We start from the raw sequence: 14,754 nt of genomic DNA on the forward strand, positions 1-14,754 counted from the left end.
TCAGGCCGCGATGACGTCGACCTGGCGAATCAGACGCTCCACCAGCTGCGCGCCATCGCCGCTCTCACTCTGCAAGCGATGGCCCGCCACCGCTGGCAATACCGCCTGGATATCTTCCGGCAGTACATGTCCGCGACCGTGGATCAATGCCCAGGCGCGTGCCGCATGCAGCAGGGCCAGTGCGCCGCGCGGCGAGAGGCCCACCGGGCAGTCCTGGCTCTGGCGTGTGTGTAGCACCAGTCGCTCAAGGTAATCGAGCAGGCTGCTCGATGCCTTGACCTGCCCCACCAGCCCCTGTAGCTGAGCCAACCCGGCCCGGTCCAGCCGCGGCCGCAACTTGCGCAACTGCTCGCGCGGGTCCACGCCCTGGAACAGGGCCCGTTCCGCTTCGCGCGTCGGGTAGCCCAGGCTGATTCGCATCAGGAAGCGGTCCAGCTGGGATTCCGGCAGGGTGAAAGTGCCGGACTGGTGCAGGGGGTTCTGGGTGGCGATGACAAAAAAGGGCTGGGGCAGCGGGCGGGTCTCGCCGTCGACACTCACCTGGCGCTCCTCCATCGCTTCCAGCAGCGCGCTCTGGGTCTTGGGCGAGGCACGGTTGATCTCGTCGGCCAGTAGTAGCTGGCTGAACACCGGCCCCTCATGGAAGCGGAAGTTGCCGCTATCCCGCTCGAAAATGGAAACGCCAACAATATCCGCAGGCAGCATGTCGCTGGTGAACTGCACCCGCTTGTAGGACAGTCCCAGCACCTGGGCCAGGGCGTGCGCCAGGGTGGTCTTGCCCATGCCGGGCAGGTCCTCAATCAGCAGGTGCCCGCGGGAGAGCAGGCAGGCCAGGGCCAGCTTTACCTGGTGGTCCTTGCCCAGTAACACCTTGCCGATATCGGCGACAACTGCGGAAATGATCTTTTGCACGGCTAATCCATTACTGCTCGGTTCTTTTACATGTGGCGGGTATCCCCGCCGATCCCGCCAACCACTTTAAAGCGCGGGGCACAGGACTTTCGATGGCAACAACCTGTAATGATAGGTCGTTGTATCCCCTGCTCTGCGCGGGAAATCACAAATGGCGCCGCGGCCCTCTCGCTGCGGCAGTGCTCACCCCAGGGTTGCCAGGCCGCGGGCCAGGTCCCGCTGCAGGTCGTCGACATTCTCCAGGCCCACCGAGACCCGGATCAGGTTCTCGGTAATACCGGCCCGCGCCTTGTCCTCCTCGCTCAGGCGGCCGTGGGTCGTGGTCGCGGGGTGCACAATAGTGCTTTTGGCGTCACCCAGGTTGGCGGTGACAGAGAAAATCCGGCAGGCGTCGATCACCTTCCAGGCCTCCTCCCGCCCGCCGCGTACGCGGAAGCTCAGCACACCGCCAAAGGTGCGCTGCTGGCTCGCTGCCAGCAGGTGACCCGGGTGCTTGGGCAAGCCGGTGTAGTTCACCTTCTCCACCGCGTCCTGCTCGTCCAGCCACCAGGCCAGCGCCAGTGCATTATTCGAGTGGGCCTGCATGCGCAGGCTGAGGGTTTCCAGGCCTTTCAGGAATACCCAGGCGTTGAACGGGCTCATGCTGGGCCCGGCGGTGCGCAGGAAGATCACCAGTTCATCCATTACTTCCTTGCGGCCCACGGCAACGCCGCCGACGCAGCGGCCCTGCCCGTCCAGGTACTTGGTGGCGGAGTGCACCACAATATCCGCACCCAGCTCCAGCGGGCGCTGCAGGGCCGGGGTACAGAAACAGTTATCCACCACCAGCTGGGCACCGGCACTGTGGGCCAGCTCCGCCAGCTCACGGATATCCGCCACCTCGCACAGGGGGTTGGACGGCGTCTCCATAAACAGCAGCTTCGTATCGCCGTCGAGCGCCTCGCGCCAGGCCTGCATATCGGTGAGATCGACGAACGCCACGCGCACGCCGAATTTTTCCATGTAGCGGGTGAACAGCGCCGTGGTGGTGCCGAATACACTGCGCGAGCAGATCACCTTGTCACCGCTTTTCAGCAGTGCCATACACAGGCTCAGGATCGCAGCCATGCCACTGGAAGTGGCCACCGCAGCTTCACCGCCCTCGAGCGCGGCGATACGTTCCTCGAACATACGCACGGTGGGATTGGTATAGCGCGAATAGACGTTGCCGGGGGATTCACCGGAAAAACGCGCGGCGGCCTCGGCCGCGGAGGGAAAAACATAACTGGAGGTGAGGAACATGGCCTCGGAGTGCTCGCCCTCCGGTGAGCGTACCTGGCCGGCGCGCACCGCCAGGGTCTCCAGGGAGTAATCGTCGTCTTCGAACATACACCGTCCCGGGTTGGTATTTTTCTGGGCCGGTTATGTTAACTGAATTGGCAGCAAAATGCGGAGCTCGCATGCTTTGCCGGGGAAATGCAGGGGACTGGTGGCGGAGCCGCGGCCCGCCGGGGGAGCGGGCCGACGCCCGCGCCGGGATCAGGGGTCGGGCCGCCAGGAGCGCGGCCGGCTGGCTCAGATCGAGCTCTGGTTACCCTTCTCGTTCTTGGCCTCGTCGTTCCGGGCTGCGTGCAGCTGCTCCAGGTAATCGTCGTCAACATCGCCGGTGATGTAATTGCCGTTAAACACCGAGCAGTCAAACTCGTCGATCTTGTCGTTACCCTCGGCAGAGCACTCCACCAGGTCCTCGAGATCCTGGTAGATCAGCCAGTCTGCGCCGATTTCCTTGCAGATTTCCTCGGTGGTGCGACCGTGGGCCACCAGCTCCTGCGCCGAGGGCATGTCGATACCGTACACGTTGGGGTACTTCACCGCCGGCGCTGCAGAGGCAAAATAAACCTTGGCCGCACCCGCCTCGCGCGCCATCTGGATAATCTGCTTGCAGGTGGTTCCGCGCACGATGGAATCATCCACCAGCAGCACATTTTTGCCGCGGAATTCCAGCTCGATGGCATTGAGCTTCTGGCGCACGGACTTCTTGCGCTGCTTCTGGCCAGGCATGATGAAGGTACGGCCGATATAGCGGTTTTTCACCATACCTTCGCGGAACTTCACCCCCAGCCGATGCGCCACGGTCTGTCCGGCAGTGCGGGCGGAATCCGGGATCGGGATCACCACGTCGATATCATGGTCCGGACGCTGGCGCAGAATCTTCTCCGCCAGGTGCTCACCCTGGCGCAGGCGTGCCTTGTGTACGGACACCCCATCCATGATGGAATCGGGACGGGCGAAGTAAACATGCTCGAAAATGCACGGGTTGAGCGAGGTGTTCTCGGCACAGATCTCCGAGTGCACGGTGCCGTCCAGCTCAATGTAGATGGCTTCGCCCGGGGCCACATCCCGTACCAGGGTATAACCGCCCACATCCAGTGCCACAGACTCGGAAGCCACCATATATTCGGTGCCCTTGTCGGTCTCGCGCTTGCCGTAAACCAGCGGGCGGATGCCATGGGGGTCACGGAACGCCACAATGCCATAACCAACAATCATGGCCACACAGGCATAGCCACCGCGCACGCGCTTGTTGACCGCCCGCATGGCCGTGAAGATGTCCTCGGCCTTGGGCTTCAGCTTGTGCAGCTTGTACAGCTCGTGGGCGAACACGTTGAGCAACACTTCGGAGTCGGAATCGGTATTGATGTGGCGCAGGTCCTGCAGGTAGATCTCTTCAACCACCTCGCGCACATTGGTGAGGTTGCCATTGTGGGCCATGGCGATGCCGTACGGAGAGTTGACATAGAAGGGCTGGGCCAGGGCCGGGCCGGAGCTGCCAGCGGTGGGATAGCGCACGTGACCGATACCAAAGTTACCGGTGAGTCGCTGCATATGGCGCGCGCGGAACACATCCCGGACCAGGCCGTTGGCCTTCTGCTGGTTCAGGCGGTCCCTGTCACAGGTCATGATGCCGGCGGCGTCCTGCCCGCGATGCTGCAACAGGGTGAGTGCATCGTACAACTGCAGGTTGACGTCACTCTTACCGACGATACCGACAATACCACACATAGTCTTAGCCCTACTGGTCGTCATGGGGGCGGCAGCGCCGCCCGGTTAAAACAATTTTACAAAAAAGCCCTGGACCGCCTCGGCGGTATGCCGCGCATGCCCCTCGAATGCAAGAAAATGGGGAATCAGTGCCGACTCCTGCCACCAGGGATCCCCTTCCACCGGGATCAGCGCCGGCGCCATGATAAGCAGTGCCAGCACAATAATGCTGCCCCGCAACAGCCCGAACACCATGCCCAGCGTGCGGTCCGTTCCCGACAGGCCGGTGGCCTCGACAAAGGCCGACAGGGTCATATTCAGGCCGGCACCCGCCAGCAACGTAAACAGGAAAAGGATGGCAAAGGCGGCGATGGCCCGCAGGGAGGGGGTATCCACCATTGAAAGCAACGGGGCCAGTTCATCGCGGAACATCATCGCGATCACAAAGGCGGCTACCCAGGTAAGCAGGGAGAGGATTTCACGTACAAAACCCCGGCTCAGACCAATCAGCGTGGATATGGCCACGATTGCCAGGATGGTCCAGTCAGCCCAATTCATTCAACCTACCTGCCTCGGCAGCTGCCGCGAGAAGCGCGCATTCTAACTTACCGGACCGGGCGCGTGAAGCTGTTCGCAAAAGCACCATTGATTAGGAGCGGCAACCCAATGTTTCCGCTATTCGGCAACAGGAACTCACAAAACTGACCGTAAAGTCCGGCATCAGGCCTTGAAGCGCAGCACCAGGGTCTGCACCTCCAGCAACTTGTCGAGCTCCCGCTTGACCACCGCGGCGTCGGCCTTGCTGGTCTTGGGACCGACGAAAACGCGGGTGTAGCGCCCCTTATCGGTGCGCACATCCCGGGTGAACGCCTTGTAGCCCTCATCCAGCAGCCGATCACGGAGGGCTTCGGCACGGTCACCACGACTGTATGAGGCCACCTGCACCACCCAGGCCACAGGCAGGCCGCTGGCATCCAGGACCGGCGCATCGGTGGCGTTTGCGGGTGCAGACGGCTGGTCGGCTTCCTCAGCGCTGGCGGACGCGCCCCCTGCGGGCGCCGCCTGCGGTTCCTCCGGCGCTTCTTCCGGCCCACTAACCAGGGCCGGCTGGAAAGCATCGTCGGGATGCGGTGCCGGCGCCGCATCGGCCACAGGCTCGGGCTCGGCGATCTCGATCGGCTGGATATCCGGTGCGGGTGGAATCTGGCTGGTGGCATCGATATAGCGTTTCCCCTCGCGGTCAAACAGGGACGGGAGGAATATCACCGCGAGCGCGGTCAATACCAGCGCTCCCACGATACGCTGCTTGAAGCCATCATCCAGGCGCCCCCGCTTGCCCGGGGCGCGATCACGACTCGCCATCGATGTCATCTCTTACATGTTGTAAAACTTCTGCAACGGTAAAGAAAGAACCGAAGACAAGCAACCTGTCCCCGTCACCGGTCTCGCCGACCAACCGGTCGAGCGTCGCCACCACCGCAGCACAGCCACTGTCCACCCGTGTGGCGGGTACCCCCGCCGCCTCCAGTCCCGCCAGCAATGCCTCGCAACCGGCCGCGCGTTCATTGCCCGGCAGCAGGGACGGAAACCACATGTCCACAACCTGAGCCAGCGGCGCGAACAGCCCCGCCAGGTCCTTGTCCGCCATGGCCGCCACCAGTGCCCGGGTCCGGCCCGGCACCGGGTGATCCGCCAGCCAGCGGGCCAGGTAGGCGGCCGCCGCGGGGTTGTGCCCCACGTCCAGCAACAGCTCCCTGCCCCGCCAGGCCAGTTGCTGGCAGCGCCCCGGCAACTGTAACCCTGCCAGTATCCCGGTAATCTCCCCATCCGCCACTGCCGGCATGGCATCCAGCACCAGCAGCGCTGCCAGCGCTGCGGCAATACTGGGGCGTGGCAGCGCGGTATCCGCCGGCAGGCGGATCTCCCGCCCGCCGAAGCGGAACCGGCCGTCGTCGAGGTGATACTCCGAACCCAGGAAATAGCCATCGGCCCCCATACTGCCGGCAGCCGAGACCACCGACAGCGGCGGCTCCGGGTCGGCACAGACGAACGGGGCCCCGGGGCGCAGGATCCCGGCCTTTTCACGACCGATTACCTCCCGGTCACTGCCGAGCCAGGCCTCATGGTCCACCGCCACGCTGGTAATGATGGCCAGGTCCGCATCCACCAGGTTGACCGCATCCAGGCGGCCACCCAGCCCTACCTCCAGCAGGGCATAGTCAATACCGGCACGCTGGAACAGCCACAGGGCAGCCAGGGTGGTGAATTCGAAGTAAGTCAGGCTGGTACCGTCCCGGGCCGCCTCCACCTGCTCGAAAGCCTCTACCAGCTCCGCATCGGTGGCCTCGCGGCCGTCGATACGCACCCGCTCGTTGAATCGCAGCAGGTGCGGCGAGCTGTAAGCCCCGGTCCGCTGCCCGCCGGCGCGCAGCAGCGCCTCCAGGGTGGCCACGCAGGAACCCTTGCCATTGGTGCCGGCCACCGAGATCACCCGCGGGGCGGGCTTTTCCACTCCAAGTTCGCGGGCCACTGCTGCCACACGGGTCAGGCCCAGTTCAATTTCCGTCGGGTGCAGCCTTTCCAGCCGCTCGAGCCAGGCTTGCAGTTCACTCATGGAAAACCCCGTATCGATAGTGCGGGCACCAGTATGCCGCCAGACCGGCGCCGGTAACAGGGGAAAAGGGGAAGCGGGCGCGCCGGCCGGTGCGCCCGCGGATGTGGCTCAGGCGCCGGACAGCTTGCCCAGCAACCGCGCGAGCGTGGTGCGCATCTCGGTGCGGGGAATAATCATGTCGATAGCGCCGTGGTCGAGCAGGAATTCGGCCCGCTGGAAGCCCTTCGGCAGCTTCTGGCGAATGGTCTGCTCGATGATATTCGGCCCCGCAAAACCGGCGCGCGCGCCCGGCTCGGCGGCATTGATATCCCCCAGTAGCGCCAGGGACGCGGACACACCACCATACACTGGGTCGGTCATGACCGAGATATAGGGCACACCGGCCATTTTCATCTTCTCCAGCACCGCGGAGGTCTTGGCCATCTGCATGAGGGAAATCAGGGCCTCCTGCATGCGGGCGCCGCCGGTAGCAGAGAAGCAGACCAGCGGGATACGCTCTTCCAGGGCCAGCTGGGCAGCACGGGTAAAGCGCTCACCCACCACATAACCCATGGAACCGCCGTGGAAAGCAAATTCAAACGCCACCGCCACCAGCGGCTTGCCCTCCAGGGTGCCACGCATGGCGATCAGGGCGTCCTTTTCGCCGGTATTCTTCTGGGCCTGGGTCAGGCGATCCTTGTACTTCTTTACGTCCTTGAACTTCAGGCGATCCACCGGCACCACGTCGGTCGCCAGCTCCTCACGCCCCTCCTCATCGAGGAAAATGTCCAGCCGGCGGCGCGCACCAATTCGCATATGGTGGTCGCACTTGGGACAGACATCCAGGTTACGTTCGAGCTCCGGCCGGTAGAGCATGGCGTCGCACTTGACGCACTTCTTCCACACTCCCTCCGGGACTTTGCTGGCGCCGGGACGGCGCTCGGTGCGGATGACCGCGGGAACGATTTTTTCTAACCAGCTCATTTTGTTTCCAAATCCCGATGCTTCTGAGGGCCAAGTCCTGTCCTTGGCCGGTGGCTTTGAGGACGAGAATTAAAACACTAACACCATTTCCGGGTGCAGCCAGTTCAGCCGCCCACAGGGGCTTTCTGGCCAGCCGGTCACAACCGTGGGGATCAGGCGTCCAACGCCCCGCGAATCTCCCCCACCAGCTGCGCCACGGCGTCGCGCGCGGCAGTGCCATCGGCGGCCTCACCGATCGCCGAGACCAGCACACTCCCCACTACCGCGCCATCGCCGGCCTCGCTGACCGCCCGGGCGGAGGCGCCGTCGCGGATACCGAAACCCACACACAGCGGCAGCTCGGTGAAACCACGGATATGTTCCAGGTTCGTGCGCACCGCCTCCGGGTCCAGGTTGCCCGCCCCGGTGACCCCTTTCAGTGACACATAGTAAATAAAACCGCTGGCCAGCCCTGTGATCGCGCGGATCCGCTCGTCGCTGGTGGTGGGGGTTAGCAGGAAGATATTGCGCAGGTTGCGCTCACTGAGTAACCCGTTCAGTTGTCCCGCCTCTTCCGCCGGCAGGTCTACTGTCAGCGCACCATCGACACCGGCTTCCAGGGCAGCGTCGGCAAACTGCTCGGCCCCCATCTTCTCGATCGGGTTGGCATAGCCCATCAGGATCACCGGCGTCTGGCCGTCCTCGCGCCGGAATTCCCGCACCATCTCCAGGCACTTGCGCAGGGACGTTTTGTGCTCCAGGGCGCGCTCGTGGCCGCGCTGGATCGCCGGCCCCTCGGCCATGGGGTCCGAGAAAGGCACGCCCAGCTCGATCAGGTCCGCCCCGGATGTCACCAGCTGGTGCATCAGTGGCACGGTGTTTTCCGGGCCGCCGTCCCCTGCCACCAGGTAGGTCACCAGTGCCTTACGGCCCTCTTCCCGCAGGCGGGCAAAACGGCGGTCGATTCGGTTGTCTTGTGTCACTCGCTCAATTCCTGTTGATCCGCGCCCTCGCGGCGCCACTTCTGCAATTCTGTGCTGGCCCGTCGCCTAGACCTCGATACCGTCGATAGCAGCCACGGTGAAAATATCCTTGTCCCCCCGGCCGGAAAGGTTCACGACAATGTTCTGCTCCGGGGACATTCCGGCGGCCAGTTTCAGGGCATAGGCTACCGCGTGGCTGGACTCCAGCGCCGGCAGGATTCCCTCCTTGCGGGTCAGCATACGGAAGGCATTCAGCGCCTCCTGGTCATCGGCCACCACATAGTCCACCCGGCCGATGTCTTTCAGCCAGGCGTGCTCGGGCCCGACGCCCGGGTAGTCGAGACCGGCGGACACCGAGTGGGTCTCGATAATCTGGCCATCGTCATCTTCCATCAGGTAGGTGCGGTTGCCGTGCAGCACGCCCGGGACGCCGTCGTTCAGCGGTGCCGCATGGTGGCCGCTGGCCAGGCCCTCGCCGCCCGCCTCGACGCCGTACATCTTCACGTCGCTGTCGCTGAGGAACGGGTGGAACAGGCCGATGGCATTGGAGCCACCGCCGACACAGGCCACCAGTGCATCCGGCAACCGGCCGAACTCCTCCAGGCTCTGTGCGCGCACCTCGCGGCCGATCACCGAATTGAAATCGCGCACCAGCTGCGGGTAGGGGTGCGGGCCTGCCACAGTACCAATGATGTAGAAGGTGTCGTCGACATTGGTTACCCAGTCGCGCATGGCCTCGTTCATGGCGTCCTTGAGCGTCTTCGAACCGGACTCCACCGGGATTACCTCGGCTCCCAGCAGCTTCATGCGGTAGACATTCGGGGACTGTCGCTTTACATCTTCCGCGCCCATATAGACCGCGCATTCGAGTCCCAGCCGCGCCGCAACCGTGGCCGTGGCGACACCGTGCTGGCCGGCACCGGTCTCGGCGATTACACGCCGTTTGCCGCTGTGCTTTGCCAACAGCGCCTGGCCCACCGTGTTGTTCACCTTGTGGGCACCGGTGTGGTTCAGGTCCTCGCGCTTGAGCCATATCCGCGCCCCGCCCGCCTCTGCGGTCAGGCGCTCGGCCAGGTACAGTGGCGAGGGCCGCCCCACGTAATGAGCCAGGTCGTAGTCGAACGCGGCCTGGAATTCCGGGTCGTCTTTCAGGCTGCTGTACATCGCCTGCAGCTCGTCCAGGGCACCGATCAGCGTCTCGGACACGAAACGGCCACCAAAGGGACCGAAATGTCCCTGCGCATCCGGAAAGGCTGAATAATCCACCGACTTCTTATCGCTCACTCTCACTGCTCCTGTTACCGCTGGTCCCGCAACTGGCTTCGCCGGGAGGACCGCTCAATCGTTTAACGCCTGCCGCGCCGCGGCGATAAAGGTGTGAACCCTGTCGGCATCCTTGATGCCCGGCGCCGACTCGACGCCACCGCTCACGTCCACACCCTGCGGGTGCGCGGTGCGGATGGCCGTCGCCACATTATCCGGTGTCAGCCCACCGGCGAGGACAATCTGCTGGCCACTGTCCTGCGGCACCCGCTGCCAGTCAAAGGACTCGCCAGTGCCACCGGGGACCCCGGGACGGTAGGCGTCCAGCAGGAATCCCCGCGCACCGGGATGTTCGGCCATGGCGGCCACAACATCCAGGTCGTCTTTCATACGCAGGGCCTTGATATATGGACGACCAAACTGCTCGCAGTACTCTGCAGTCTCGTCGCCGTGGAACTGCAGCAGGTTGAGGGGCACCGTGGCCAGCACCTCGTTCACGTCATCGGCACTGGCGTTGACAAACAGGCCCACCAGGGTAAGGAACGGCGGTACCACCGCCGCAATGGAGAGCGCCTGGGGCACGGTGACATAGCGCGGGCTGCGCTCGTAGAAAACCAGGCCCAGGGCATCTGCCCCCGCCCGGGCAACCATCGCCGCATCGTCCGCGCGGGTTATGCCGCACACTTTCACTTGCATCGCGTTACGCAACCGACCGGTGGTTCAATCAAAAGGGAGTCAGCGATACTAGCAGATTGGTGGCGGCCTGTCCCCGGCTGCCACTCAGGGCGGCGACAGGCCGCCCAGGGGCAGCGGCACCAGGAGCGGGCCCGGCTCGCTCGCCGGCAAGTGGAACTCCGCCGGATATTGCACATCCACCAGGTAGAGGCCGAAGGGCGGCGCGGTGACACCGGCTGCGGTACGGTCCCGGGCCTCCAGCACCTCCCGCACCCACGCCGGCGCGCGCTCGCCGCGCCCGACAGCCATCAACACACCGGTGATATTGCGCACCATGTGGTGCAGGAAGGCGTTGGCACTGATTTCAATGACGATCAGCTGCCCCACTTTGGCGATATCCAGCCGCGTGACCTCACGCACCGGGCTTTTTGCCTGGCACTGGCTGGCACGGTAGCTGGTGAAGTCGTGCTCCCCCAGCAGGTGCTGCGCACCGGCGCGCATGGCGTCCAGGTCCAGCGCATGCTGGGTCCAGGTCACCTCGGCGGCCGCCTGGGCGGAGCGGGTGGGCGCACTGTGGATCAGGTAGCGGTAGCTGCGCGCCCGGGCAGAGAAGCGGGCGTGGAACTGGGGCGGTACCTCCTGCGCCCAGCGCACACGCACGGCGTCGGGTAGCTTGGTATTCACGCCCTGGACCCAGGCGCGCTGCGGCCGGGCGGCGTGGGTATCAAAATGAATCACCTGGCTGGTGGCGTGCACGCCGGCATCGGTGCGCCCGGCGCAGACCAGGGTCACCGGCTCGGCGGCGATTGCGGACAGGGCTTTCTCCAGGTACGCCTGCACTGTGGCGTCAGCGGACTTCTGCTTCTGGAAGCCATGCAGGCGCGCCCCGCAGTATTCCACTCCCAGGGCAATACGCCGCAGCCCCGGGGGCAACGCCTCGCCGGGAGGCACCTCACCATTGGGTTTGTACTGGTAATCGGAGGGCATGGAAACTTGCCTGCAATCGGTAAAGTAAGGCCATAAAAAAACCCCGCAGCCAGTGCGGGGTTTTCCTCGCTGGCGGCAACTTACGAGAGACGCTCCAGCATCTCGCGGGCCCGTGACTTGTACTCGTCATTGCCCTCTTCGGCCACCTCGGCCAGGATATCCTTGGCACCATCCTTGTCACCCATATCAACGTACGCCTGCGCCAGTTCCAGCTTGGTGCTCAACTCGTCACTGCCTTCCAGCAGGTTGAGCTCTGAATCCAGGTCGCTTTCCAGGTCGAAGTTGAGGTCACTGAATGCGGCGCTGCCACTGTCGCCGCCACTGGCGGGCGCAGATTCAGCAACGGCGTCACCAGCCGTTTCCACCTCGGGCTCCAGTGTGAGTGTAGAGTTTTCCTGAGCGGACGCGGCCTCACTGCTTGCGGTAACCGTGTTATCGGAGCCCGCCATCAGGTCGCTGTCGAATTCGTCGAGATCGATGGAATCCAGGTCCAGGCCGGATCCCATTTCATCACCGAAACCTTCCAGGTCGTCCAGTGACAGGTCTTCAGCACCGCTGGTTTCAGCGTCATGGCCACCAAAGCTGTCATCGGACGCACCCTCGAACTCGAGTGTGCCGAAATCAGCCGTATCGCTGCCGGCTGTCTCCGCTGCCGCAGCGCCAAACTCCAGGTCACCGGAATCTTCGTCCCCGGCCTCGTCCATCGGTGACAGGTCGAGGTCGAAGTCCAGCCCGCTGTCTTCCTCGCCAGCGGCTTCCGCGCCACCGGACTTATCACTGCCGGCAACCTCAGCACTGCCGAAGTCACCGTCCAGGTCCAGCGACAGGGAGTCCAGATCGTCGGTGGCGGGCTCGGCCGCGCCCTGCTCCGCTTTCCCGGAATCGCTTCCCAGGTCTGCCGACATCAGGTCATCGAAATCGAAGCCATCGTCACTGTCGTTCTTGCCGCTGTCGTTACTGAAATCGTCACCCAGGTCCAGGTCGAGCGAAAATTCCTCTTCCCCACCGGCATCCGTTGCGGCCGAGAACTCGCTGTCATCGCCCAGGTCCATGGTGAGGTCGTCCAGCAGGTCGCTGTCGCCGGAAGCCTGGTCACCGGCGCTGTCGGCACTGCCAAAGTCGCCGCTGAAATCGCCGTCAAAGGAAGAGCTCATGTCATCGAGCTGCATCGCTTCCAGGGATTCACTGGTGAAGCTGTCTTCCGGACCCTCAAAGGGGCCGGCACCGTCAATGCTCTCGCGCAACCGAGCCGCGCGGTCCGCTGCGGGGCCATCACTCACACCCAGCAGCTGGCGATAGTGATCATCAAACTTGTCGATATCCTGCTGGTGCGCATACACCTCCAGCAGCATCAGGCGGGCATCGACATTCTGCGGATCCTGCTGCAGGCCGGTTACCAGCTTGCCCTCGGCGTCACCGTACTGGCCGAGTGACAGGTGGATTTCCGCCTCCGATATGGGGTCGCCAGTGTCGATATCACCGAACTGGTCCATATCGAAGCTGTCCTGGGTCTCGACGGATTCCACCGCCGCCAGGTGCTCGTCTTTCTCGTCGATTTCAGGGGCGTCAGCCAGGGCGCGTTCGGCAGCCATCTCGGCCTCAACCTGGCGCATGGCCTCCTCTTCCTCCTTGCGGCGACGCCAGCTGACAAAACCGACGATCCCCAGCAGCAAGACACCAACCCCGATTCCAATCAGCTGGATATTATCCATCAGCCGCTCGACCAGGGTCGGCTCGGGCTTGGTCTGCACACTGACAACCCGGTTGCGGGCATCCTGTGGCTCGGGGGACTGCGCGGCCTCGCTGCCCGCAGTATCAGCGGCTGCCTCGTCCGCTGCGACATCTTCAGCTTCAGCAGCAGTGGGTTCTTCAGCAGCCAGCGTATCATCGGTGGCCACGCCATCTTCGGCTTCCGCCAATCCGCTTTCTTCAGCGGCTTCTCCGGCGGCGGCCTGTACCGCAGCCATCTCCTCGTTGGAGACCTCCACCAGGCGCTCCATGGTGTCGATCTGCTCGTCGAGTTCGGAGATCCGCTCCTTCAATTCCTCATTTTCGCGCTGGGACTTGTCCAGCTCTTCCTCGCTGACCGCGAGCTCGCCCTCCAGCGCTGCACTGTCCTCGACACCGCTGCCGGAACCAGACTGGACCGACTCGTTGTCACCCGGCGCGGCCAGGCTCACGCGGCCTTCGACGGCCTCACTGCTGCCGGTATCCTCGCTGGCTGCACGTGCATCCAGCGGCGCCCCGGTGGTTTCCTCGGCAGCGCCGATACGCTGGCGCCAGGCCTCATTCTGGGATGCCACCCGGGCAACCGCGTCCCCGCGGGACACGGCACGCACTTCACTGACCTCGGGCAGGCGCAGCACGGCGCCCTTCTTCAGCAGGTTGATGTTGCCATCGATAAACGCTTCAGGGTTGAGGCGCTGGATTGCCAGCATGGTCTGCTGCACCGTGACGTCGCCATGGGTGCGGGAATCACGGGCGATTTCCCACAGGGTCTGGTTGGCGGACACCGGGCCGTAAACCCGGCTGCCTTCATCCTGCGCTCCGCTGGACTGGCGTTGCTGCGCCCGGGGCTCGAGCTCCATCGGCTCCTCGGCAGCCGGCTGTTGCGCCTCAGGGCGGGGTTCTTCGGGCGTTTCACGGGTCGGCCGAGGGTCCTGCTCCTGCACCTTGGGACGTTGCTGCGGCGCCGGGGCAGGTGCCGGCCGCGGGGCGGCAGGCTGGCGGCGCACCTGCTGGCGCTCGCGCTCAGCCGCGCGTACCGGTTGCTGTGCGGTACTGCTGGAGAAGGCGGGCAGGTCCATCAGCAGGGTGTACTCACGCAGGAGCCTGCCGCTGGGCCAACGGGTTTCCACCAGGAAATTCAGGAAGGGCTCCTGGATCGGGCGGTTGCTGGAAACGCGAACCACCGGTTGTGCACCGGAATAGTCGACTTCGAACTCGAGATCGGTAAGCAGGTATGTGCGGTCAACGCCCGCCCGCTCGAAATCCTCGGGGTTGGCCAGGCGGACCTTGATCTCGCCATCGGCAAGACCGCGCGTCTGCAGCAGTGAAATCTGTGCATCGAGGGGCTCGTTGAGCGTCGAATTCAGTTTGATTTCACCAAGCCCGAGCGCCAGAGCCGCGTTGCCACCCAGTGCGCTGACCATACCCACAGCAAGCGCCAGCTTTCGCACACGCATATCCGATTCCCTTTATTGTTAGAATCACCGGCTCGCCCGCGGAATATGCCCCGCCCGGCGCCGGGTTACTGTACAGTAAATACCCAATGAAGCGGCTGGCGCTTCGACTGCCTCTCACCGCTGGCGATTAAGTCGCCACCCCCAAGTAAAAGCAATGTTGAGAATAAACCTT

General features: G+C 64.0%; 12 protein-coding genes. All 12 read right to left on the reverse strand.

All coding sequences use genetic code 11. The features are described from left to right. Entirely contained in the window at window positions 1-912 is a 912-nt protein-coding gene (locus tag LVD11_RS11130) for an AAA family ATPase (protein ID WP_237058998.1), read from the reverse strand. A 183-nt stretch (window positions 913-1,095) separates the two neighbouring features. After that, window positions 1,096-2,280 carry an O-succinylhomoserine sulfhydrylase gene (locus LVD11_RS11135; protein ID WP_237059000.1) on the reverse strand — a complete coding sequence of 395 codons (1,185 nt, stop codon included), beginning with the start codon at window positions 2,278-2,280 and terminating at the stop codon, window positions 1,096-1,098. A gap of 186 nt (window positions 2,281-2,466) precedes the next feature. Further along, window positions 2,467-3,954: an amidophosphoribosyltransferase gene (purF, locus tag LVD11_RS11140; protein ID WP_237059002.1), complete on the reverse strand. Its 1,488-nt coding sequence runs from the start codon at window positions 3,952-3,954 to the stop codon at window positions 2,467-2,469. Window positions 3,955-3,999: 45 nt separating this feature from the next. Then, window positions 4,000-4,491 carry a CvpA family protein gene (locus LVD11_RS11145; RefSeq protein ID WP_237059004.1) on the reverse strand — a complete coding sequence of 164 codons (492 nt, stop codon included), beginning with the start codon at window positions 4,489-4,491 and terminating at the stop codon, window positions 4,000-4,002. A 162-nt stretch (window positions 4,492-4,653) separates the two neighbouring features. Beyond that, window positions 4,654-5,295, reverse strand: a complete 642-nt coding sequence (locus tag LVD11_RS11150) for an SPOR domain-containing protein (protein ID WP_237059005.1) — start codon at window positions 5,293-5,295, stop codon at window positions 4,654-4,656. Further along, window positions 5,282-6,547, reverse strand: a complete 1,266-nt coding sequence (gene folC, locus LVD11_RS11155) for a bifunctional tetrahydrofolate synthase/dihydrofolate synthase (RefSeq protein WP_237059006.1) — start codon at window positions 6,545-6,547, stop codon at window positions 5,282-5,284. The genes LVD11_RS11150 and folC overlap by 14 nt, the downstream gene beginning before the upstream one ends. A 108-nt stretch (window positions 6,548-6,655) precedes the next feature. Next, window positions 6,656-7,510, reverse strand: coding sequence for an acetyl-CoA carboxylase, carboxyltransferase subunit beta (gene accD, locus LVD11_RS11160; RefSeq protein ID WP_237059007.1), 855 nt, complete (start codon window positions 7,508-7,510; stop codon window positions 6,656-6,658). A 152-nt stretch (window positions 7,511-7,662) separates the two neighbouring features. Next, window positions 7,663-8,472: a tryptophan synthase subunit alpha gene (trpA, locus tag LVD11_RS11165; RefSeq protein ID WP_237059008.1), complete on the reverse strand. Its 810-nt coding sequence runs from the start codon at window positions 8,470-8,472 to the stop codon at window positions 7,663-7,665. Between the two features lie 66 nt (window positions 8,473-8,538). Further along, complete coding sequence (gene trpB / locus LVD11_RS11170; protein WP_439651288.1) at window positions 8,539-9,756, reverse strand: tryptophan synthase subunit beta; 1,218 nt, start codon at window positions 9,754-9,756, stop codon at window positions 8,539-8,541. 54 nt (window positions 9,757-9,810) lie between these two features. After that, entirely contained in the window at window positions 9,811-10,431 is a 621-nt protein-coding gene (locus LVD11_RS11175) for a phosphoribosylanthranilate isomerase (protein ID WP_237059010.1), read from the reverse strand. 84 nt (window positions 10,432-10,515) lie between these two features. After that, the gene (truA, locus tag LVD11_RS11180) at window positions 10,516-11,397 is read right to left on the reverse strand and encodes a tRNA pseudouridine(38-40) synthase TruA (RefSeq protein ID WP_237059011.1); all 882 of its coding nucleotides are present in this window, start codon (window positions 11,395-11,397) and stop codon (window positions 10,516-10,518) included. An 80-nt stretch (window positions 11,398-11,477) separates the two neighbouring features. Beyond that, window positions 11,478-14,582, reverse strand: coding sequence for a FimV/HubP family polar landmark protein (locus tag LVD11_RS11185; protein ID WP_237059013.1), 3,105 nt, complete (start codon window positions 14,580-14,582; stop codon window positions 11,478-11,480). Between the last annotated feature and the right edge of the window lie 172 nt (window positions 14,583-14,754).

The organism is Microbulbifer sediminum (assembly GCF_021729035.1).
Taxonomy (GTDB): Bacteria; Pseudomonadota; Gammaproteobacteria; order Pseudomonadales; family Cellvibrionaceae; genus Microbulbifer; species Microbulbifer sediminum.